We start from the raw sequence: 23,192 nt of genomic DNA on the forward strand, positions 1-23,192 counted from the left end.
AACCGACGAGAGGCACCATGGAGCTCAGCGACTACATCCGCATCCTCCGCAAGAGCTGGCTGGTGATTCTGGCGACGACGCTCATCGGTCTTGCGGCAGCAGCGGGATACTCCTTGACGCGCACGCCGATGTATGAGTCGCAGGCGGTCGTGTTCGTGCAGTCACAGGCCGGCGGCACCGCTAGTGAGCTGCAGCAGGGGTCGAGCTTCGCCGAGTCCCGCATCACGACGTACGTCAGCCTCGTCCGCGAGCCCGTGGTGATGAATCCGGTCATAACTGAGCTTGAACTCAACACCTCAGCGAACGAGCTTGCACAGCAGGTCGAGTCGTCGAGCCCTCTCAACAGCACTCTCATCGAGATCACCGTTCAGGATCCGGATCCGGTGCAGGCGGCCGACATTGCGAATGCGCTGGGCGAGAGCCTGGCAGCGGCCGTGGAACGCATTGACACCCCGGCCGGCCAGGATGCCAGCCCTATCAAGCTCACGCGAGTTCGTGACGCTCTTGCCTCCTTCTCCCCTGTCAACCCGAACGTCCCGCTGAACCTTGTGCTCGGTGTGTTCGTCGGGTTGGCGCTTGGCGTCGGCATCGCCGTGCTGCGCGCCGTTCTTGATAACCGGGTGCGTTCACCTCGCGACGTCGAGGCGCTGACGGATCGCCCGTTGATCGGAGCCATCCCGTACGATCCCAAAACGAAGGAGCGCCCGCTGATCCTGCACGCCGACCCGCACAATCCGCGGTCCGAGGCGTTCAGATCGTTGCGCACCAACCTGCAGTTCCTCGAGATGGACGGCGGCCACACGTTCGTCATCACGTCCAGCATCCCCACCGAGGGGAAATCGACGACGACACTCAACCTCGCGATTGCCCTCGCCGACAGCGGCAAGCGCGTCGCTCTGCTCGACACCGATCTGCGCAAGCCGAAGGTGGCCGAGTACCTGGGTATCGAGGGCGGCACCGGCCTCACCGACGTGCTGATCGGCCGCGCCCGTGTCGCCGATGTGCTGCTGCCGTGGGGTAATCGTTCACTGTATGTGCTGCCGGCCGGCAAGATTCCGCCGAACCCGAGTGAGTTGCTGGGGTCCGAGCGCATGCAGAAACTGCTCGAGGCGCTGGGACAGGAGTTCGACGTCGTGCTCTGCGACGCTCCCCCGCTGCTGCCGGTGACCGATGCCGCGGTGCTCTCACGCTCGACCTCCGGAGCGATCATGGTCGTCTCGGTGGGCCGTACGACGACCAACCAGCTCGACGGTGCCTTCGAGGCTCTCGAGACGGTCGGATCGAAGGTGGCCGGTGTCGTGCTGACGATGGTCCCGACCAAGGGTGCCGACGCATACGCCTACGGATACGGGTACGGATACGGCGGCTACGGCTCGTATCAGACCGCGCCCACGAAGGTTCAGAAGTCACCGCGCGGCAAGAAGGCTGCCGCGCCCGATCCGGGCCGTCAGGGCGGCGTGCGCCGCTCTGGCGGTGACGAGAGCGCGACCTTCGACGACCTGCTCAAGCCCGGTTGAGCGGACGGCGCGTGTCGGCAAGGCGCTCGATGGATCGCACCTCCGCGAAATGGGTCGCGGGCGGTTCCGTGGCCGTGCTCGCGATCGTTGCGGTCGTGCTCGTTGTGCTCGCCATGCAGCGGGTCAGCGGTGTGGATGCTCCGGAGCACGCTGCGGGGCCGGTTCCGACTTTTGGTGCCGAGACATCCGGGACGTCGAGCCCGACACCCGAGCCGACGCCGACCGCGGCGCCGCTGTACGACCGGTCACAGGAGCGGTTCCTGTCGATCGGCACCGGCGTCTTGTGGCGAGGTGTGGCGGGCGCGTGTGCCTCGGCCGAGCCGTTACTTGAACGCTCGACGGACGGCGGCGAGACGTGGACCGACGTCACCCCTCGATACCTAGAGATACGTTCACTGAGCGTAGTCAGCACGTTCGCCGGCGGTGAGGGCGAAATCGTCGCCTCGATGGGGGCCGAGTGCGAATTGCAGGCGCTTCGCACCTTCACCCAGGGTCAGTTCTGGGAGCCGTATCCGGACGTCCTCTCAGCATCGACGTATGTCGACCCGACGGATGCCGGCAGCATCGTTACACCCGGTGGACCGGTCGCGACCCCCTGTGCTAACGCGCGCAGTCTCCGTTCGGCGGGAGGCGTGACGGCGCTGGTCTGCGACAGTGTCGCGTATGTTCTGGATGCGAACGCAGCGTGGCAGCCCCTCAGCGCGGACGCCGTCACCGCACTGTCCGTGGGCAACGGTGGTATCGTCGTCTCGCATCACACGGACTCGTGCGCGGGGCTGACGATCACGAGTTTCGCTGACGCTACGGACGCCACGACCGAACAGCGGGGCTGCCAGGAGACTGCGGATGCCGCCGCGCCGACCGCGCTGGTCGTAACCGAAGACGCTGTTCTTGTGTGGTCGGGCGACCAGATCGGGAGTTTCCTCCTCTAAACGACCTCCCGCCTGTCAAGGGCGTGTTTCAAGGTCTATTCGCTCTGATAATGTTTGCGAACCGTGGGAGATTTACACAATCATGAGGGATGAACTGTGCCGTCGAAGACGCACACCGGCGCGACGCCGATGACGCAAAGGTCAGCGGGATCGACCGAACTGTTAGAAGAAGCGAGCGCGCCCCGCAACACGGGCGTTAATTGGCGACGCCGCTACGCGCGAAACCTTCGCATCACTGATTTCCTCGTCCTGGTCTGGGTTGTGTACGGCACGCAGATCGCTTGGCTGGGTCTGGATGATACCCGGGTGGCGACTGGAAGCTCAACTGCCCTCCCCGAAATTTCCTATTGGCTCTTCTCTGCCGGTCTCATCGCCATCTGGATGTGGGCGCTTGCACTCATTGATTCGCGCACCGATCGAGTAATCGGAACCGGTAACACCGAATATGTCCGAGTCACTCGGGCGAGCTTCAATGTCTTCGGCTTGATTGCCATCCTCGCTTTTCTACTACAGGTCGAGGTGGCACGCGGGTACCTTCTCCTCAGCCTTCCTTGCGGGGTCATCATGCTGGTGCTTGTGCGCTGGCTGTGGCGACAGTGGTTGGTGTCGAAGCGTCAGCGCGGTGAATACTCGGCGCGTGTTCTGCTCGTGGGATCTCACAATTCGGTCGCGCAGATCGCCCGCGACCTCGCACGCAACCTCGGCGCGGGATATAAGGTTGTCGGTGCGTGCGTGCCATCCGGCAGCCCTGGAACCACCATCCACGAAGCGAACGTCCCAGTCTTAGGAACCCTTGACGGCATCCCCGACGCGATGTCAACAAGCGGGGCGGACACAGTAGCAGTCACAAGCATCGGCGACCTTCCCCCGCAGAAGGTGAAAGAGATCTCCTGGGGCCTTGAGGCCGGGCGACAGCATCTCGTACTCGCTCCGAGCATCACGGACATCGCCGGCCCCCGCATTCAGACACGTCCGGTATCCGGCCTGCCGCTCATCCACGTCGAGACGCCGCGCTTCAGTTCTGGTGAGCGATTCATCAAACGAATGATGGACGTTGCGCTGTCCGCCATTGGGATGATCCTCATCTCGCCTCTTCTTCTCGTATTAGCTCTTCTTGTCAAGGTGACCAGCTCCGGCCCCGTTCTGTTCAAACAGACGCGCGTCGGATACCACGGGCGCGAGTTTGAAATGCTCAAATTCCGCTCGATGGTAACGAACGCCGAAGAATTGCTCGATGAGCTTAAAGCATCACAAGACTCCGGCAATGAAGTGATGTTCAAGATGACTAACGATCCTCGCGTTACTCGAATCGGCCGCGTGATGCGCCGATTCAGTCTCGACGAGCTCCCACAACTTTTCAACGTCATTGGTGGGTCGATGTCGTTGGTCGGGCCTCGACCACCGCTTCCCCGAGAGGTTGAACAATACGCCGACCACGTGCATCGACGATTCCTCGTCAAACCGGGAATCACTGGTCTGTGGCAAGTGAGCGGCCGATCCGCACTGTCCTGGGAAGACACCGTGCGTCTTGATCTCTCGTACGTTGAGAATTGGACAATGCTCACCGACGTTGTGATCATGGCACGTACTCTGCGAGCTGCCGCCAATCCCGGAAACACAGCAGCGTAGAAATCCGTCGTCACCGAAACGCACGTCACAGCGCAACACACGGACATATCGCGTCCCAAATATCCGTCGACGTACGGCTGTCTCGCTGGGAAAGACCGGCAATTTGCCCGCCCCAAAGTGGGCCTTCTGGCCTGGATCGTGTCAATTTGGTGCTTATCGCAGCACCTGGCGCTCGTCAATGTCGAATGGTGTACGACTTGCCGCGTCCGCCAGTCGAGCGATTGTGTCGGAGTTCAAGATCAGAAACACCAGTAGCACGGCATACGAGCTAAAGAATAGCCCTGTGATCGCGCGCAGCATCACCAGGATCAATCCAAGGTAAAGGATCTGGACTGCTCGTCGCTGGTAATAACGGTTCGCGTTTCGAGTCGCGAGAAGAATCATCACGACGAAAGGAACGAAGGCAAGTAGGCCACCTTGCATGAGAATATCGAGCTCGCCGTTGTGCGCGTGGACGAAATTTGGGTCGAAGTAGGTCAGACCGTTGTTCTGGGCGAGCTGGACGCCGTTCCCCCAGACAGGTGACTCTCGGATCATCTCAAAGGCGATGTCCCAAATGCGAGTGCGACCGGTTAGATCCGCAGACCGATCGAGCACCCTCGCGATGAATTCACTCGCTCGCTCTTGGACCTGAAATAGGACGATGCCGAGGTCGATCGCGACGTAGGCAGTAAGCAGCACGAATGGCCTGAGCCATCTGAGTCCCGTCTTGCTGAGGGCGACCAACAGAACCGCAGCAATAGCGAGGACAACGGTGACGACCGAGCTGGCCGACCACGTGATCGCAACGGAGCCAAAGGATACTGCGGAAATGACCAATGTGGAGACGCTGAGTCGGCGTCGCGCGAGAAGGTCGTAGGCTGTGCTCACAACAATTGCAGCGATGAGTGGGGTACCAAAGTTGTTGCGGTGCCCGAGCAGCCAAAACCCCTCAGTAGCGGTGTACCAAAGACCTCCGGGCCGCAGAACGACAGTGGTGAAGTTGAGCATTGCGATGGCGCCTAGCGCAATCTTCAGAGCCAGGAAGAGCTGTAGCGGTCGTTCTCGGATGTTCGCATCAACGAGCAGACAGACCGCGAAGAACCCGCCCCATACGATGAAGTATGTCTCGAAGCTGCCCAAGTTCACTATCGTCGAGAGCAGTAACGCGAGCAACACAAGAATCATCGGCCAGATGTGTGCCGCCGCGCGCTTTTTGCCGAGAAGTCGGTTGAGGTAAAGGAACACACAGATCGCGAGGCTGAGCAACTTCCACGCATTGATGACCGTATCGAGTGTTGGAGAGAATCTGTCGAGGTCCACCGAAAGAAACAACGGGAACGCCAGAAGAGCGAGAGCCATAGTGCCACGTCGCGTCGGGGGCTTCGCGCGGCCGACTCGCCCCCGCGATTGCACGCTTCTAGTCATGAGCCCTCAGCCGACGAGCCAAGCCCGTGAAACGCGTCCACAATTATCCAAGTACGAACCAGTTTTAACACAGGACGTCCGCTTCCCAGACGGCTACTAGCGCCTCCGGTGAAAACCTCGTCACCGACGCCCGCGCACCACTTGCGATCCGTGTGGCCAAGACGGTATCCGTTGCAACCTCCATCATCGCCGCTGTGAGCGATTCTTGATCTCGCACTGGAACCAGCATTCCACTCACACGATGGTCGATCAACAATGCAGCGCCACCTACTGGACAGTCTGTGCAGACGACTGGCAGCCCGAGCGCCATGGCCTCGGACATGGCGTTCGAGATGCCTTCAAAGTCGGAGGAGAGGACAAACATGCCCGCGTCCCGGATGCGGTCGGCGATGTCGTCGACGTAGCCGGCGAAGACCACCGACTCGGCCACACCGAGCCGGTGGGCGAGCGACCTCAGCTCGTCCTCCAGGGCGCCTTTTCCGTAGATTTCGAGGGTCCAGTCGGGGTTTGACTCGGCGAACTGCGCGAACGACCGCAGCAAGAGCGGAAAGTTCTTCTGCGCGCCGAGCCTGCCGATCGACACGATGCGCCGGGTCCGCGGCTGCTGGCGCGGAGCGACCCCTCGCGTCTCGATCATGTTCGGCACCACGACGCTCCTGCTCGCGAGTCTCGGTGGACAATACGCCTGGGCGTCACGGGTCTGGTAAACGATCCGGTACGCGAACCGGTATAACAGGTTCTCCAGAAGACGCGAGAGGCGGCTCCGAGTAGTTGTTCCCGGAAAGGCACGCTCCGAGACGATGACGCGCTTACGTAGACCGAGGGAGGCGACCAGGGTCGTGACGTTGAGATCCCACATGTAGCAGACCACGTAGTCGTAATCCTCGGCCTTGATCAACGCCCTGATCCGGCGCAGACGACCTAGAGACTTCCTGATCCTCCCCTTCGCGCCGTAGCGGAACTGAACGATCCGGATGCCCGGGTCGATGGGGTACGTGCGTTCCTTCTCTCGCACCAGCGCCATTGTGACGTCGTGGCCACGAGCCGCCAGCGCCTGGGCGACCAGGGACATCGCCTTCTCGGATCCACCGTCGGTGAGGCTCGCGTTCACGAAAAGAAGTTTCAAGCTCATACGTGTCTGCCGGCCTCCTGCACGTGAGGACACCTGCTGCCCTCCCATCAGCGCACACCCATTCTCTCAGGGCGCGCTGTCCTTACGTCACACCGAACGGAACACCGTCATCCAGGCGTCCAGAATGCGATCTGTACGGTGACGTTCCCGGACCCGCTGTGCGGCTTCGACGATGCCTCTCGGGTCCAGAGCGCCGGAGAGCACCTTGACCGCCGCGCTCACAACGGCATCCCGGTCTCGGGCCGGCACGATGTAACCGTTTACACCGTCTTCGACGATCTCCTGCGCTGTGCCCGGGGAGAAGTCCGTGGTGACCGCCGGGATCCCGGTCGCAGCCGCCTCCATAAGGGCGTTCGGGTACCCCTCGTGGTTTGACGTGAATAGGAACAGCGCGGCATCCGCGTTCTGGCGGATGACGTTCGGGATGACGCCCTCGAGCCTTACTGCGCCGTCGAGTCCCTCGCTCCTGATCAGCTCCGTCATCTCCTGCTCCAGCGGGCCGGATCCGAAGATCTTCAGGGTGAGGTCGGGGAAGGTCTCCCGAACCCGCCGAAATGCGCCGATGGCAAGCCGGTGGTTCTTCTGCTCTGACAGACGGCCCACCGCGATCACGAACGGCCCCCGGGTGCCCGCCCCGGCGTCGCCGATGCTGTCCTCGTTGAGCGGGTTCGGGATCACTGTAACTCGGGCGCGCGTGCAATTCCTGCGGTAGTACTCGGCGACGCTGCGGCTCTGGCACACGAGCGCATCAGACCACCGGTAGAGCACGTTGCAAGCAAGCTGCATCCGGCGGTCCCGGGTATAGGGATCGGCACGATCCGAGACGATGAGCCGGCCTCGTGTCCGGAAGAGAACCTTGGAGAGCAGAGCGATGATGTCGGACTTCGTCGAGAACGAGGCCACCACGTCCGGGGACTCCTGACGAATCAGCTTCCGGTAAAACCGGATGGCGCCGGGAAGGCTCCCGAATCCTGGCGAGAGGTTTGCCGAGCTGAGCCGCACTCCGGAGGCGAGATCGTAAGCGCTCCCCTCGCCCTTGACCATCGCGATCATGACGTCGAACCCGCGGGCGTCCAAGGCGTTCGCCAGCGTCGCGATGACCCGCTCGGCACCGCCGGCGGTCATACCGGTAGTGAAGAAGACTACCTTCCGTGTCATCGCGCAGCCCTGACCGGGTTTTCCGGCGCGGGCAGACTCAACCAGCGGCCCCAGACTTCGTCCCACTTTGGCGGCGTGAACGGAGCGAATCCGCTGAAGTGGAAGAACGTCAGCTCGCCGAAAAAGACCCGTCCGTCGACCTCGTAGAGGTCGACTCGCAAGTGCGGATGCCCCTTCGATAGCTTCCGCGAGATGTCGAGCATCTCCTCGTAGCGCTCGGGTTTCGCAGGAGGAACCGCCGAGTTCGGGTACGACTGCCGGATGTCGAGTGGGGTGAAGTCGGCGTCGAAGTAGTCGAACTTCACGTTCCCGGAGGCGCGATCCGACGCGATGAACATCGCCTTGACGTCGCCGTCGAAGCAGAAGAACTTGTAATCCAGCAGCTGCTCATGGTTCCTGTCCTCGATGTAGGGCTCCGCGATGATCCGCGGGGGGATGCCGCGGTAGTGGGGCTCGCGCCCGATGTGGAAGAAGTTCTGCTTGAGCGCGGCGCGGAGATGCTCACGGATCGCGGCCTCGTCGGCGCGGCTCTTGTCCTTCACCAGCGCGACGCCCTCGGAGTCGTGAGTGCACTTCAGGACGAAGGAGTCCGGCAGCGCATCGAAGTCGATGTCGTCGGCCGACTCGTAGACCGCCAGTGTGGGGATGACGTACTCGTCCCCGATCTCGGCCGCGATGATCTCCTTCACCGCCTGCTTGTCCACTAGGCGCGAGTGCGCCGGGATCCGGTAGTTCACCTTGAGCCACTGCAGCTTCTCGTTGTATGTCGAGGGGTTCCGCAGGTCGCAGAACCTGCGGAACTTCGCGAGGTAGTAGAGCTGGATGTACGCTCGGTCGGGAAGGACGCGAAGGAACTGCTTCACCGGTTTCAGGATTCTGCTGCTGCTCATGGTCGCCTTCGATCGTAGGTCATGATGCCCGCCTCAGCCGTTTGAGCCCGGACGCGACGAAGTCGACGATGAGCGAGCGCGTACGCGGGAAGCAGAGACACGCCAGGCCGTAGAGGACGGCACAGCCCAGGACACCGAGCGAGGACCAGCCCCAGTGTCCGTCGGCGAGGTCCGCGAGCCACCAGGCCGCCACGGCCATCAACGCCGACGCCAGCAGAGGCGCGTAGAGGTTCCTCATCACCTGGAGGAATCCGATGCCGGCGACGAGATACGCCAGCAGCTGGCTGATGGCGATGGCGACGAAGCGCACGGCGGCGTTGACGATCACCAGCGTGACGAAGCCGTCCAGCGCCGCGAAGTACAGCGCCGGGATCATCACGGCCATGTAGAGGCACTGCGAGAGGAACGAGACGCGCGGTCGGCCCAGCGACCGGAAGATCTCGCTGCAGTAGTGCGAGAGGACGATGCTCAGGCTGCTGGTGAACGCCCAGGCGCCGAACATCAGCGCGGCCTCGGCCCACTTCGGTCCGAAGAGCAGATCGGTGAAGAAGTCGCGGTAGAAGAAGGCGCCGACGCCCACCGGGAACAGCACGACCGCCACCGAGAACTGGAAGCGGAAGAAGAACCGACGGTACTCGTCCGGGGTCGCCTGTAGTCGCGACAGCGCCGCGAACAGGATCGGGGTCGTAGCGCTCGTGATCACCGCGAAGGCGGAGTTGACCACCAGGATCGGTTGCCGGTAGAGACCGAGCTCGTGGGGCGTCAGGATGCTCCCCACGATGAAGGTGCCGGCCCACACCGTCGCCCAGATGGAGATGGCCTCCAGCAGTGACCAGCTGCTGAAGGCGAACATCTCCTTCAGCAGCGGGAACGAGAAGAAGATGCCCGGCTTCCACGGAGAGATCACGGTCATCGCGACCGCGTTGACGAGATTGGCTGCGAGAACGCCGATGATGAGCGACCAGAAGCCAAAACCCGCGTGCGCGAGCGGGACCGACACGGCGAGCGGAATGATGGCCACCGCGACCCGGATCGGAAGCAGCTTCTTGTACTCGAACGCACGGCGGAACAGCGCCTGCTGCGTGCTCACGAACACCGACATCGGCAGCGACACCGCGGCGACCGCGATCGGAACGCCGAGCCCGGGCGTGCCCACCATCGATGCGATGCCCTCGCGGAGCAGCACGATAATCAGCAGCAGCAGCACAGCGATGGACATGCTCGACCAGAACGCGACGTTCGCCGAGCGGTACAGACTGTTCTTGTCGCGGAACTCGTGCTGGACGAGATACTTCTGGAATCCGGCGTCGGCGAGCATCTCCGCAAAACTGGCGACCATGATGACGGTCGCTAGCACGCCGAAGGCCTCAGGCGCCAAAATCCTGGCGAGGACCAGCTGCGTGACCGGCGTGATGATCTTGGCGATCACCTCTGTGATGAGGGACCACTTTGCCGCGTTGCGGGCCCTGCTCCCCAGCTCATCTGTCACTTCGTCTTATCCTGTCCATGCCGAAACGGCGTCAGTGCGCAGCGAGCTCGTACACAAGCACGGCGATCCAGCCTCAGTACCCTCGTACTGGCGTCGGGAGTGTCAGCCAGTCTCCCCATATCCGATCCCACTTTGAAGGATGGAAGGGCTGCATCCCGCCGAAATGAAAGAAAGTCAGTTCCCCGAAGTACACATGACCGTTGACCTCGTAGAGATCGATACGCACATGGGGATGACCTGCTGAGAGCTTCTGAGCAATATCGATCATGTCTTCGAAACGATCAGGCAGTTCGGGCAGCAGCGCCGAGTTGGGGTACGGCTGATGTATATGCAGCGGGTTGAAGTCGGCATCGAAATAGTCGAACTTCACGTGTCCGGTGGCGCGATCGGTGGCCACGAACAACGCCTTCACCTCGCCGTCGAAGCAGAAGAACTTGTAATCGATCAACTGCCCTTGAGTGTCGTCTTCCAGAAAAGGCTCTGCGATGACGCGGGGGACGATCTCGACATACTGCGGCTCCCGCCCGCCGTAGAAATAGTTCCGCTGCAGTGAGCGACGCAGCCTGCAGCGGATCTGTTCTAAATCGGCACTCTTCTTGTCGCGCACGAGCACGATTCCACCTGAATCATGAGTGCATTTCAGCACAAAACGATCAGGGAGCGAGTCAAAATCGACCCTGTCTGCGGAGTCGTACACCCCCAGAGTCGGAATGACGTGATCCTCGCCGATACGTTCCGCGACCCACGCCTTGACTTCGAACTTATCGACCAAGCGCGACTGTCCAGGGACTCGATAGTTCAGCTTCAGCCACTGGAGCTTCTCGTTGTAGGTTCTCGGATTCGACAAATTCAGACGTTTACCGAATCGAAGTCGATAGATCAGCTTGAGATATCTCTCGTCGTCCCAATGCCGCAGCCTCTGGTCGAGCTTGAGGATGTACAGTACTTTGCCTTTTGCCTTCTCGTAGAAGCTCATGGTCTTACTCTCTCTGCGCCACCGAACTCATCGCGTTCTTGTCGCCTGATCACTCGGCCGTCCCCACCAAGGACAGATCCAGATGCTTAGCGATCTCGTAATCGGCCGACTGCGGCTCGATCGGCATCAGTCCCGACACCGGATGGAACGTCATCTCGGAGAACAAGACCTGACCCCGGTGTTCGAAGAAGTCCACTCTCACAAACGGGATTCCTGCCGACAGCGTCCGCGAGAGATCGCTCATCTCGCTCAGAGAAGCAGGCTTCGGCGGGACCTCGTCGAAGTGCAGATAGTCCGGCCGTACGAACTCTTCCGGCGTCCAATCACAGGACAGGAAGGCCATCTTTGCCGTCTGATGGTCGTGCAGTCCTTGCGAGACGTAGAGAAACTTCGGTTCTCCGTGGAAACAATAGAACTTGTAGTCGAACACTCCGTTCCGCTCCACGGATTCTTCTAGAGCACGCTGCTGGTCCGCATCGGCTGCCGTGAGATTTCTTCGATCCTGCACGTTAGCCGGCGGATCCCACGTCGGAAAATATACCTCGGCGATCACACGCGGCTGGACGTCGCGGTACGGCCACTCTCGACCGTTCCTGTAGAAGTTGCGAGAGAGCGACCTATTGATCTTTCTGCGAGCGGCGCGAAAGTCGAAGGCAGCGCGGTCTTTGCAGATCACCAAGCCACCAGAATCATGTGTGCACTTCAGCACGAACTGATCAGGGAGGGTGTCAAAATCGATCTCATCGAAAGAATCCCAAACTCCCAAGGTCGGAACGATGTGGGATTCGCCAATGCGCTCCGCGACCCATCGCTTCACCTCGTACTTATCGACCAGCCGGGTGTAGACAGGTTGGCGATCATAGAGCTTCAACCACTGGATCTTCTCGCTGAAGGTCTTCGGTGCACCGAGATCGAGCGGCCTGGTGAAGCGAGACCAGTAAAGGAGCCTCAGATACGCCTCGTCGCTGACCCAACGGAGCAAGATGTTCAGCCGGAGAAGGCGCCAGATCCGCGTCTTGCGATTTATATAGCCTTCGGCCGACGTCATCTCCGTGCCCCCGTCAGGGCTTCGCGCCGGGTGTAGCGGACGAGCCGATAGAAGGCGTATGGGTTGGTCCAGAGATACCGCCAGGCGAGTCGCTTCGGGTCGTCCATCAGCCGGAACAGCCATTCTAGACCGGCCTTCTGCATCCACTCGGGGGCGCGGGGTGCGTCCCCCGCGAGGAACGCGTAGAGCCCCCCGCAGGTCTTCAGCCAGCCGACTCCGCGCAACCGCTCCCGATTTCGCAGGCACCATTCCTCTTGGCGGGGCTTACCCAGGGCTATCCAGACCACGTCCGCTCCGCTCTCGCGGATCAGCCGGCAAACCTCCTCATCCTCGTCCTCGCCGAAGTAGCCATGGTGGCTGCCAGAGATGTTGAGGTCCGGATAGCGCTCGCGGATCGCCGCGACGGCAGCGTCGTTCTGCTCTTGCTTGGCACCGAGCATGAAGAAGCGGAGTCCCGTCCGCTCCGCCGCTCTAGCAGCGTCGTGGAAGAAGTCCGTCGTTGGAATGCGTTCAGGGAGCGGCGCAGTGGTCATCTTCGATGCGAACACAACTGGCATCCCATCGGCGTGAACGACGTCTGCTTTCGACATGATCTCCATGAACCTCAGAGATCTGCCTGCGAGCGCCACGCCCTGACCGTTGGACGAGAAGACAAGCCTGGACAGCCATGAGTCGCGCCGATCACGTGCCCGGAGGCAATCCTCGACCATCAAATCGGCGAGGTCTGACCTGGTGCATGAGATCGTTTGGAAGCCGCCGATGACCACCTGCGGATGCGCGAGCTCAGGCTGCGCCACGCTGGTACTCCGTGTACCAGTCGACGAAGGCCTTTACGCCCTCGTCGATCGGCGTGCTGGGCTTGAAGCCGGTCAGCGAGACGAGTAGATCCGGGCTGGCGAGCGTATCGGTGACGTCGCCGGCTTGCATCGGGAGCATCTTCTTCTTCGCCGTCACACCGAGCGTCTGCTCGATCGCGGTGATGAAGCGCATCAGCGGAACGGGCTGGCCTCCGGCGATGTTCACGACGCGCCACGGCGCGACCGGTGAGACGGAGTCCATCTCACTGGCATCCGTGCCTTCGCCGTTCGCTTGCGGCACGATCTCGCTCAGCCGAGCAACACCTTCTACGAGATCGTCAATGAAGGTGAAGTCGCGTGACATCTCCCCGTTGCCGTAGACCTCGATCTCCTCATCGCGCAGCATGGCGTCAACGAACTTAAATAGCGCCATGTCGGGGCGCCCCCAGGGGCCGTACACGGTGAAGAATCGGAAGCAGGTCGTCGGAATGCCGAAGAGATTGGCATACGAGTGGCTGATAACCTCACAGGCGCTCTTGGTCGCGGCGTAGAGCGAGACGGGGAACGCAGTACGTGCCGTCTCGGCGAACGGGAGCGTTCTATTGCCCCCGTAGACGGATGACGTGGACGCGAAGAGCAGGTGCTTTGGCTTGTTGTGCCGGAGCGCTTCCAAGAGGTTGAAGGTGCCCTGAACGTTGGCACTGATGTATGCGCTTGGGTTCTCGATGCTATAACGCACACCGGCCTGGGCTGCCAGATGGATGACGATCTCCGGCCGGAAGTGCTCGATCGTTTCGGTGAGCAGCTTCGAATCCTCTAGCATCCCCGTCACGGATGTGAACGCTTCGTGGCCAAGCAGAATCTCGTTTCGCCGGCGTTTAAGGTCCGGGTCGTAGTACTCCGTGAACCCGTCAAACCCGAGAACTTCATGGCCATCTTCCAAGAATCGCTTCGAAGTGTGGAAGCCAACGAAGCCCGCGGAACCTGTCACCAGAACTCGCATGTGCTACCCCTCAATCCCGACACGTGGGAGAATTTCAATGACGACTACCTACAGTCCGTCTCTGACGTCTCGCTCGACACTCGTAATAGCGTCCGAGCTAAGGGTAACCAATGCGGCCGGACAGGAACGACACGTAACGCTAGGTGGGGAGCTTTCTCCGGTTCCGCGTTTGCGCGTGACCTGGCTCTGGTATGAAGGACTAGCTGTCGCGCCCGCGCCCTCCGTCCCCTCATCGTCCCCCAGTCAGTCGAGTCGGCGTCAAGTCCACCGCGATTTAAGGAGCCCCTATGCGTCTGTCCGTCATCGGTTGCGGTTACCTCGGCGCCGTCCACTCAGCCGCCATGGCGTCCATCGGCCACGAAGTCATCGGAATCGACGTCGACGCGCGCAAGATCGCGTCGCTCTCGGCGGGCGAGGCTCCGTTCTTTGAGCCGGGGCTGCCGGAGATCCTCTCTGAGGGCATCGCGTCGGGCAACCTGCGCTTTACAACCGACATGGCCGAGGCTAAGGGGGCCAAGGTGCACTTCATCGGAGTGGGTACACCGCAGCAGGCAGACGGATACGCCGCCGACCTCACCTACGTGAACGCTGCTGTCGACGCGCTGCTCCCCTACCTGAACCCGGGCGACATCGTCGCGGGTAAGTCGACCGTTCCGGTCGGAACAGCCGCGGAGCTGGCGCCACGGATCGAAGCCGCCGGAGCAACGCTCGTCTGGAACCCTGAGTTCTTGCGCGAAGGGTGGGCGGTGCAGGACACCATTGACCCGGACCGGTTGGTTGTGGGAGTGGCGTCGCGCCCTTCGACAGGCTCAGGGATCGACGATGGGTCGGACGCTTCGACAAGCTCAGCGACCGATCCGGCGGAGGTGCTGCGGGAGGTGTACCACCCGGCGATCGCCAAGGGGACGCCGTTCATCGTTACTGATCTCGCAACCGCAGAACTCGTGAAGGTGTCGGCGAACGCGTTCCTGGCGACCAAGATCTCGTTCATCAACGCGATGGCCGAGATCGCCGAAGTCACCGGCGCCGACGTCACGCAGCTCGCCGACGCTATCGGCCACGATGTGCGCATCGGGCGCCGCTTCCTCGGCGCGGGCATCGGTTTCGGAGGCGGCTGCCTGCCGAAAGACATCCGTGCCTTCTCTGCGCGCGCAGAGGAGCTCGGTCGCGGTGAGTCCGTGTCGTTCCTGCGCGAGATCGACGCCATCAACCTGCGCCGTCGCGAACGCGCCGTGCACCTGGTCGTCAGCGCGTTCGACGACGGCGTCGTCGGCAAGAAGGTAACCGTGCTCGGCGCGGCGTTCAAGCCGCACAGCGACGACATCCGCGACTCCCCCGCCCTCGACGTCGCCGTGCGCCTCAAGGGCCTCGGCGCCGAGGTCACCGTCACTGACCCTGAGGCGCTCGAGAACGCCCGACGTCAGCATCCGCAGCTGAACTACGTCGACGACCGTGACGAAGCCCTGCGCGGAGCGGACGCTGTCGTGGTCGTCACCGAGTGGGACGAGTACCGCCGCCAGCTCTCGCCGGAGCATGCTGCGTCGCTCGTCGCCGGCACGATCGTCGTGGATGGGCGTAACTGTTTGGATGCGAGTGCGTGGCGTGCGGCGGGGTGGACGTACTACGGGATGGGGCGGCCGTAGGGCCGAGGCCAGCTATCGTGGCAGGGTGAGTTCTGAGAGCCTGTCCGCGCAGCGGCGACGTCGCGCTGGACGGGTCACGGCATGGGTGCTCGGCGGCATCCTGATTCTCGCCATCGTCGGTGCCGCGTGGATCGGCATCCGCGGATTCCTCGCCTACCAGCACCTCACCAGTGCCCAGCAGACGGCAGGGGACGCGGCATCCGCCCTCGCCGACCCAGCGACGGCTTCAGATCTCATCAGCGAGATCTCGGCTGACACCTCCGCCGCGCGCGATCTCACCAGCGATGTGATCTGGAAGGCCGGCGAACAGCTGCCCTGGGTCGGACCGCAGCTGGCCGCGGTCGCCACCGTTGCGAGCGCGCTCAACGACGTCGCCTCGGAATCGCTTGCTCCGCTCGCCTCGGTCGCCGGATCGTTCTCGCTCGACAGCATCCGACCGCAGAACGGTGCGATCGACCTCACCGTCTTCGGTCAACTCGGGGAGGCGGCATCCGATGGCGCCGCGGGGCTGGGGGCTGCGGTATCCGTGATCGACGGCATCGACGCTGCTCCCCTGGTCTCTCCGTTGCGCGATGCCGTCGGCGAAGTCTCGACGCTGCTCGCCCAGGCGCACGGCGCAGCCGATGCGCTCAACCGCACCACCGCGCTGCTGCCGCCCATGCTGGGCGCAGACGGACCGCGCAACTATCTCATCGTCTTTCAGAACAACGCCGAATGGCGATCGCTCGGCGGAATCGTCGGCGCCATGGTGCTCGTACATACCGAGAACGGGCAGATCACCCTCGGCGCGCAGGCGTCGTCGTCGGACTTCACCCGCTACGACGAACCGGTCGTGCCCCTCACCGAAGACGAGATACGCCTGTTCAGCGAGCGCCCGGCGACCTACGTGCAGAACGTCACCCAGATTCCCGACTTCACGCGCGATGCGCCGATCATCCAGGCGATGTGGCAGCGCGAGACCGGCACCGCGATCGACGGCGTGCTCTCGCTCGACCCTGTCGCGCTGTCGTATCTGCTCGAGGCGACCGGGCCGATTGCGCTGCCCACCGGAGACGAGCTGAACAGCGAGACCGCGGTGGAGCTGCTGCTCAACGAGGTGTACCTGCGGTACGAAGACCCCGCTGAGCAGGATGCCTTCTTCGCTGCGGCTGCCGCATCGGTGTTCGCCTCGCTGACGTCGGGCAGCGCCGACCCGGCCGCGCTCGTCGCAGCGCTGGGCCGCGCCGGTGACGAGCACCGGCTCATGATCTGGAATGCGTCGCCCGAGGAGCAGGCCGTGCTCGATGGCACCACCCTGCAGGGCGTTCTCGGGTCGCCGGATGCGGATGTCACCGAGTTCGGCGTCTATCTCAACGACGGCACCGGTTCGAAGATGGATTACTACATGCAGGTGGGCGCCGGCGCCGAGTCGTGCACGCCGGGCGAAGTGACCCTGCGCGTCACACTTCGCAATGCTGCGCCGGCGGATGCTGCGTCGCTGCCGAGCTACATCACGGGCGGTGGCAGCTTCGGCATCCCTCCCGGTGAGGTCGATACCGTCTCGTACATCTACCTGCCCGCGGGGGCCGAGCTCGTGTCGGCGACTCTCGCCGGGAGCGACGAATCACCGGGGCTGGGCGGCGGAACAGACGACGGAAGACAGGTGCTCACCTGGACGACGCGGCTGCCTCCGGGAGCGGAGATCACCATCGATGTGACGGTGGCTGCGCCCTCTGCTGGCGAGGTTGTTACACGCCTGACACCGACTGTTCATGGAAATAATGCGCCTCCGGTTTGCCAAAACCTATGAACTTGCTCAATAATCAAATGAATGATCTCCGTCGGAGCCACCCAGGCCCCGGCGAACGGGGGAGACTGGCGCGCGTTTCGCGAGCTGGTAAAGATTCTTGCAATTAGTCCGAGGGGGACTCATGAAGCGCACTTTCACCAAGGCAGCAGCCGTGGCAGCGATCGTCGCGGGCGCCATGTTCGCCGTTCCGACCGCAGCATCCGCCTACACGCCCGGCCCCGGCGCCGGCGTCAGCGACTCCACCGTCGCACCCGGGGGCACGTTCACGTTCCTCGTCGAGGCGGGCGTCTTCGCTCCTGGCGAGACCGTCAGCATCTCGATCACCGGTGAGAACGCCAGCGGCGCCTCGCTCGCATTCGTCAAGTTCGCCGTCGAGACGCAGGCACTCGGCACCACCACGGCTAACGCCGAGGGCGGCGTCGACGGAGCCCAGATCACGCTGCCGGCCAACGCGACCGGCACCTACACCGTGACCGCCACGTCGGCCTCGAACCCAGTCGGTACCTCCGCCACCGTCACCGCCGTTGCCGGTGACTCGGGCGAGACCCCCGGCGACGACGACCTGGCCACCACGGGTGCTGACAGCGAAGCGCTGCTCGCCCTCTGGGTCGGCGGCGGCGCCCTGCTGCTCGCCGGCGGTGGCATCGCAGTTGCGAGCGCCGTGCGCCGCAACAAGCAGAACGCAGCCTGAAGCTAATACATTCGATGGCCGCAGCCCCTGTGGGGTTGCGGCCATCGGTGGTTTCTGGGGGTTGGTGGCAGAAGTCTTCGTTTGTTAGTTGACCTCCTCGTCGGGTGTTAGCTAGTACTGCATTAGTATCACCTGAATGATACAATCGCAGACATGGGGATCAGGGAGACTGCGGGGCGAGTATCAGAGCTGGCGGCACGCCAGTGGGGCCTGCTCACCACCGCGCAAGCTGAAGGCGAAGGCATCACCCGTCTTCAGCTCGCACGTCTTGCCGACGCGGGCGTGATCAAACGCATCGACCGGGGAATCTACGCAGCCCCCGCGGCAATAGACGAGCACACAACGCTGCGCGCCGCATGGCTGTCGCTTGAGCCAGCGAAGCTTGCCGAGCAGCGACTGGGCGCCGCTGTCGAATCAGGTGTGATCTCGCATGCTTCCGCAGCGGCACTCCACGGGATCGGAGACCTGGCAGATGACGAACCCGAGATCACTGCGCCCGGCAGGAAGCAGAGCCGTCGTGGCATTCGCCTGCACCGCGGCGCCCTCCGCGCCGACGAGGTGACGATCATAGAGGGGCTTCCGGTGACGACACCGGCCCGTACTGTCGCAGATCTTCTTCGAGACGGGCACGACCCTTCCCATATCGCAGAGATCACCGGTGAGGTGCTCCGACGCGATCTCGCGTCACGGCACGATATGGCGCTCGCACTGGAGCCGCTTGCACACAGGAACGGACAACCGAACGGTGCCGCGATGCTTGAGCACCTTCTCGACCTTGTGGGACTGAGTCGTGCGGCGCTGGCGGCAGACCTTGCCGCCAGCGCCCTGGGAAAGACACTCGTCAATGCGGGTCAGATCAGTGCGATCAGGGGCATGATCGAAGCCGTCTCGAAGCTCGACGTTCCGAATCTCGACGTGTCTGCGATCGTCGAGGCTGCGAAGTTCCCCGTTCACATCGATGCCGAGGCATTCCAGACGACGCTCACTGTCCCCACGTGGCTCCCCGAGGTCATCCGATCGATCTCGACGGAATGGGTACCATCACCACTGACCACGACGAACACGGACAAGACCGAGGCATCCCCATGACGGGCCCACTCCCCTACCGGGATGGCAACGCACTCTGGGACCCGCACGAGGTCCCGCAGGAGTAGGTTGAGCGCATGACGGGCGCACTGGCGGAGTGGAGCGAGTTCAACGTGGCCATGTCCGGCGCCAGCGCGGCCCTCGCCGGACTCGTCATCGTCGCAGCCAGCGTCAACATCGACAAGATCATCCGCGCCCGCACGCTCACCGCGCGACTGGGCGCGGCCATCGCGTCGCTGGTGCTGGCTCTGACAGCATCCGCCGTCGCCCTCATGCCCGGAATCGACCTGACCTGGTACGGCATCATCATCCTCGTCAGCGCCCTCATGGCCGGCGTCTTCACAACCCACGCGACGCGCAGCATCGTCAGCGACCCCGATCCGCAGCGGGGCGCACGCGTCGCGAAATCGGTGCTCGGGTTCTTGCCGATCGTCGCGTACGTCGCGGCGGGGGTCGCGCTGATCGTCGGGAGTTCGAGCGGACTCGTCGTCGCCGCCGTGGGATGCCTGCTCGCAGTCATTTCGGCCCTCGTCGTGTCGTGGGTGGTGCTCGTCAAGGTGCTGCGCTGAGTTCTCCACAGATCTACGAATCTTTGTTCGAATGTCTGAGGTGGATGCCAGTATGAAGTATGGCCATTTTCAGCGAGTTGCGCGACACCCTCGAGGGGTTGGAATCGCGCATGGGCGACGTCGATATCGACGTGCTGCTGACGGCCATCCGCGGGCTCGATGACGACGAAATCGTCGGTTCGCTCGCGGGCGCGGCCGCCGTCGTGAACTGTGCAGAACGGATGCTGACGGTCTGCGCCGGCGTCGTCGCAGAGCGGTCACGGCGCGAGGCCGGGCATTCCGGGTTGGCGGCGTCGCGCGGGCACCGCAACCCCGTCTCGCTGGTGCAGTCGATCGTCGGCGGCACCCGAATGGATGCTGCGCGCGCCGTGCGCCTGGGCGAGTCATTGGTCGAGGGGGCGGATGCTGCGGAGGCGGCGGATGCTGCGGATGCGGACGCCGATTTTGCGGGCGATAGCGCGCCGGATATTGATGACGTGGATGCTGCGGAGGGGGCGCCAGGGAATGCGGACGATGCTGACGGGCTTTTCGGCGATGACGGGGCGGGTGCCGGGGAGGGGGCTGGTGCCGGGGCTGGTGCCGGGGCGGAGGGTTCTGCGGACGATCGCCGGGTGAGGATGCCGTGGCACGAGCCGCTGCGGCAGGCATTGTTCGACGGCAGGATCACACCCGCACAGCACGACGCGATCTACCGAGGACTCGGTCAGCCTCCGGCGCGCGATGGCGATGTTCCTGCTCAGGAGACCGTCGAAGTGTGGTCGCTCGCCGCGACCCAGCTGATCGGCGAAGCCGCCGAGGCGTCGATGGAAGACCTGGCGCGACGGGCCCGGCAGGTGCGCGATTCGCTCGACCCGGAAGGTGTGCAGGAGCGGTTCGAACGCTCCTATGCGGCCCGGTCGTGGCGGTCGTGGCGCAACGCCGACGGTCAGCACCACACGCACATCATCTCCGACGACGAGAACGGCGCCTGGCTCGATTCGATACGGGATGCTGCGCTCCGGCCCCGCCGCGGCGGGCCGCGGTTCATGACCGATGAAGAGCGAGCTGCGGCGAGCGCACTCGTGGATGATTCCCGCACGAACGACCAGCTGGCCTATGACCTGTTCATGGACGTGCTGCGCGCCGGGGCTCTCGCGAACGCGCCGGATGTATACGGGGCTCGACAGCCGGGCGTCCGGATCATCACCGTCGACGGAGCCGCCGGCGTACGCGATGCGTTCGGGCGGATGCTCGCGACCGGGCACCTCGAAGACGGCGGCGACGCGCTGCCCGGCGCCGTGGTCGACCGGAACCGGTGCACCGTCGGCAGCCGCAGCATCACCGTCGACAACTTCGGCAACCCGCTCGACGTCGGCCGCGAGCAGCGGCTGTACACATCGACGCAGCGCATCGCGCTGGCTGTGCGCGACGGCGGGTGCATGTTCCCGGAATGCCGGGTGCCCGCGTCGTACTGCGAAGCGCACCACTGCGACCACTGGCAAGAAGATCACGGGCGCACCGACATCGACCGCGGCATCCTGCTGTGCCGACATCACCACATGCTGCTGCACAACAACGGTTGGAAGATCGCGCGCGAGGGGCTCGAAGCGTTCCTGCTCCATCCACCGGGTGGAGGCGGCGGCGGCGGAAAGGCCGGTGGCGGTGGCTCGCCGGAGCCGATACCGCTCACGAGCAGATCAGCGATCCGGTGGGCGTGGGATCCTCCGCCCGACCGGCCGGGATGGCGCAGCGCGCCTGTCTCACCTCCTCCCCCGAGGGTGGCCGAGTCCCCAAGGGTGGCCGAGTTCGCATGACCCGGATATCAGATGTTTATCTGAGGTACGATGTCGTTATGAGCACCGCGACGTTCACCGACCTCCTGCGCAAGCCCAAGGATGTGCTCGCCCACATCGATGAGGGGCAGGTACGGATTACTCGTCGCGACGGAGACGACTTGGTCATCCTCCGCGGGCACGACCTCGACGTCCTCGAGAACGGCGTGGCACTTTTCAGTCAGTTGCTCCGCGCGATCGGGCGCAACAAGGGTGATGTCGAAGCTGCACTGTCGGAGATGTTCGCGTGGACGAGCAAGTTCAGCGCCGCGGAACTGACCGAGTATGCGCACGAGATCGAGCGGCTGGTCTATTCCGCCAGCGAGCTCGGCTCCTTCGGGCAACTGTTGCGAGCTCAGCGTGAGTGGCAGGAAACTGCGGCGGCCTATGCGATGGGCGTGACCCCGGTCGAGCCCATCGACGGAGGCGCTGAGCTGCGGCGAGCAGAACGTCCGTAGTGGCAGGAAAGCGCGGAGCTGCCGTTCCACGGCCGCCGAAGGCCAGCGAGTGTGAGATCGTCTTCGGCAGCTCCGAGGCCGAGCGAGGCCGGCGCGATCTGAAAGCGATTGCGAAGAATGCTCTCGCTGATGCATGGGACTATCTGACCGCGCACCCGGCTCGATATGACGCGGCACGTTGCTATCGACGCGATCGACGAGCCCGCTCCGCAGTCGAAGAAGAACGGGCGCGTGATCATCACGCGGGCCTCACCGGGGCACCCGAACGAGACAGATTCGGCGAAGAACTTCCGGTAGAGGGTGGGTCTTCCAACTCCGGGGCGTTGAGCGAAGGAGGCGAAGCCTCCGAAGACGAAACGGGCTGAGCGAGGAGCGCCAGCGACGAGTCGAAGCCGCAGCACTCGCGAAGGACTTGGATGCTGATGGTTTCGACTCGCTGCGCTCGCTCAACGACCCGCGGGACGGAGTGCTCGGCGACCGACCCGCGTCAGCGGCTCTCCATCCCGCGTCGTCGGCGGATCAGTAGACCCGCCCCGAGCAGCAATGCGAGCCCGCCCGCGATCGACCAGGCGATCAGAGCGCCGGCGTCGCCACCGGTCGTTGCGAGGTCGCCTGATCCGGCCGAAGCATCCGTGCCGGCGGGGTCGGAACCACCCGCGCCCGAACCACCGTCGCCATTGTTGCCCCCGCCGTCGCCGCCGTTGCCGCTTCCGGGGCCGTCAGCATCCCCGCCGTCGCCGGGCTCCTCCGGCTCGTCCGCGGCGAGCACCGTGAACAGCTGCACCGGCGAGTAGTCGACCGCGCCGTACGGGTCGCTGGTGCGCACGTACCAACCGCGCTCCCCTTCCTCGGCGAGCGGCCACGTGGCCGACAGGATCGACCCCGACTCGACCTGCTCGAACGACGCGATCTCGCTCGACGTGAGGATCTCGGCCGAGAAGGCATCCGTCCCCAGCATCCGATCGACCGTCTGAATGCCGAGCTCGTCGAACGTCAGCGCGAACTCCTGCGGAGCATTCACGAGCGTCGGATCATCGGAGTTGTGCTTGCCCAGCGCACCGCCGTTCTCGGGGTCCTCGAGCGACGGAGAGTAGGTGCGCACGACCATGCGCTCACCCACCGTGTCGAAGTGCAGCAGTCGCAGGAAGCCCTGGCCGCCCTCGGGAA

General features: G+C 63.6%; 19 protein-coding genes and 1 pseudogene. 10 read left to right on the forward strand and 10 right to left on the reverse strand.

Features of this window, described 5'->3' with window-relative positions:
- The 3 genes from ACTICP_RS12000 to ACTICP_RS12010 form a co-directional block, all read left to right on the forward strand.
- The coding region (locus ACTICP_RS12000) for a polysaccharide biosynthesis tyrosine autokinase (RefSeq protein ID WP_441892648.1) at positions 1–1,517 on the forward strand (1,517 nt) is incomplete at its 5' end.
- Between the two features lie 29 nt (positions 1,518–1,546).
- Positions 1,547–2,449 (forward strand): hypothetical protein, encoded by a 903-nt coding sequence (locus tag ACTICP_RS12005; RefSeq protein ID WP_441892650.1) that lies wholly within the window; start codon positions 1,547–1,549, stop codon positions 2,447–2,449.
- Between the two features lie 96 nt (positions 2,450–2,545).
- Complete coding sequence (locus ACTICP_RS12010) at positions 2,546–4,078, forward strand: sugar transferase (protein WP_441892652.1); 1,533 nt, start codon at positions 2,546–2,548, stop codon at positions 4,076–4,078.
- 153 nt (positions 4,079–4,231) lie between these two features.
- On the opposite strand, the gene ACTICP_RS12015 is transcribed toward ACTICP_RS12010, so the two are convergent.
- From ACTICP_RS12015 to ACTICP_RS12055, 9 genes are all read right to left on the reverse strand, one after another.
- Complete coding sequence (locus ACTICP_RS12015) at positions 4,232–5,419, reverse strand: O-antigen ligase family protein (RefSeq protein WP_441892654.1); 1,188 nt, start codon at positions 5,417–5,419, stop codon at positions 4,232–4,234.
- 130 nt (positions 5,420–5,549) lie between these two features.
- Positions 5,550–6,596: a glycosyltransferase gene (locus ACTICP_RS12020; RefSeq protein ID WP_441892656.1), complete on the reverse strand. Its 1,047-nt coding sequence runs from the start codon at positions 6,594–6,596 to the stop codon at positions 5,550–5,552.
- A gap of 108 nt (positions 6,597–6,704) precedes the next feature.
- Complete coding sequence (locus tag ACTICP_RS12025; RefSeq protein ID WP_441892658.1) at positions 6,705–7,775, reverse strand: glycosyltransferase; 1,071 nt, start codon at positions 7,773–7,775, stop codon at positions 6,705–6,707.
- Entirely contained in the window at positions 7,772–8,665 is an 894-nt protein-coding gene (locus ACTICP_RS12030) for an ATP-grasp fold amidoligase family protein (protein WP_441892660.1), read from the reverse strand. Before ACTICP_RS12030 ends, ACTICP_RS12025 begins: the two co-directional genes overlap by 4 nt.
- Before the next feature lie 19 nt (positions 8,666–8,684).
- Positions 8,685–10,154, reverse strand: a complete 1,470-nt coding sequence (locus ACTICP_RS12035; protein WP_441892662.1) for an oligosaccharide flippase family protein — start codon at positions 10,152–10,154, stop codon at positions 8,685–8,687.
- A gap of 73 nt (positions 10,155–10,227) precedes the next feature.
- Positions 10,228–11,130, reverse strand: a complete 903-nt coding sequence (locus ACTICP_RS12040; RefSeq protein ID WP_441892664.1) for an ATP-grasp fold amidoligase family protein — start codon at positions 11,128–11,130, stop codon at positions 10,228–10,230.
- Positions 11,131–11,179: 49 nt separating this feature from the next.
- The gene (locus tag ACTICP_RS12045) at positions 11,180–12,178 is read right to left on the reverse strand and encodes an ATP-grasp fold amidoligase family protein (RefSeq protein ID WP_441892666.1); all 999 of its coding nucleotides are present in this window, start codon (positions 12,176–12,178) and stop codon (positions 11,180–11,182) included.
- Complete coding sequence (locus tag ACTICP_RS12050) at positions 12,175–12,975, reverse strand: WecB/TagA/CpsF family glycosyltransferase (RefSeq protein ID WP_441892668.1); 801 nt, start codon at positions 12,973–12,975, stop codon at positions 12,175–12,177. Before ACTICP_RS12050 ends, ACTICP_RS12045 begins: the two co-directional genes overlap by 4 nt.
- Entirely contained in the window at positions 12,962–13,978 is a 1,017-nt protein-coding gene (locus ACTICP_RS12055; protein ID WP_441892670.1) for an NAD-dependent epimerase/dehydratase family protein, read from the reverse strand. Before ACTICP_RS12055 ends, ACTICP_RS12050 begins: the two co-directional genes overlap by 14 nt.
- 287 nt (positions 13,979–14,265) lie before the next feature.
- On the opposite strand from ACTICP_RS12055, the gene ACTICP_RS12060 reads away from it, so the two are divergent.
- From ACTICP_RS12060 to ACTICP_RS12090, 7 genes are all read left to right on the forward strand, one after another.
- Entirely contained in the window at positions 14,266–15,621 is a 1,356-nt protein-coding gene (locus tag ACTICP_RS12060; protein ID WP_441892672.1) for a UDP-glucose dehydrogenase family protein, read from the forward strand.
- Positions 15,622–15,646: 25 nt separating this feature from the next.
- Positions 15,647–17,410, forward strand: a complete 1,764-nt coding sequence (locus ACTICP_RS12065; protein ID WP_441892674.1) for a DUF4012 domain-containing protein — start codon at positions 15,647–15,649, stop codon at positions 17,408–17,410.
- A 121-nt stretch (positions 17,411–17,531) separates the two neighbouring features.
- Positions 17,532–18,101 carry a hypothetical protein gene (locus ACTICP_RS12070; RefSeq protein ID WP_441892676.1) on the forward strand — a complete coding sequence of 190 codons (570 nt, stop codon included), beginning with the start codon at positions 17,532–17,534 and terminating at the stop codon, positions 18,099–18,101.
- Positions 18,102–18,254: 153 nt separating this feature from the next.
- Positions 18,255–19,190, forward strand: coding sequence for a type IV toxin-antitoxin system AbiEi family antitoxin domain-containing protein (locus ACTICP_RS12075; RefSeq protein ID WP_441892678.1), 936 nt, complete (start codon positions 18,255–18,257; stop codon positions 19,188–19,190).
- Between the two features lie 74 nt (positions 19,191–19,264).
- Complete coding sequence (locus tag ACTICP_RS12080; protein ID WP_441892680.1) at positions 19,265–19,756, forward strand: hypothetical protein; 492 nt, start codon at positions 19,265–19,267, stop codon at positions 19,754–19,756.
- Between the two features lie 59 nt (positions 19,757–19,815).
- Positions 19,816–21,549: a DUF222 domain-containing protein gene (locus ACTICP_RS12085; RefSeq protein WP_441892681.1), complete on the forward strand. Its 1,734-nt coding sequence runs from the start codon at positions 19,816–19,818 to the stop codon at positions 21,547–21,549.
- Between the two features lie 38 nt (positions 21,550–21,587).
- The gene (locus ACTICP_RS12090; RefSeq protein ID WP_441892683.1) at positions 21,588–22,025 is read left to right on the forward strand and encodes a hypothetical protein; all 438 of its coding nucleotides are present in this window, start codon (positions 21,588–21,590) and stop codon (positions 22,023–22,025) included.
- A gap of 487 nt (positions 22,026–22,512) precedes the next feature.
- Here the strand turns inward: ACTICP_RS12090 and ACTICP_RS12095 are convergent.
- A pseudogene (locus ACTICP_RS12095) lies at positions 22,513–23,192 on the reverse strand (hypothetical protein); the annotation flags it as partial.

Origin of the sequence: Microbacterium sp., from assembly GCF_052102115.1 — a bacterium.
GTDB lineage: Bacteria > Actinomycetota > Actinomycetes > Actinomycetales > Microbacteriaceae > Microbacterium.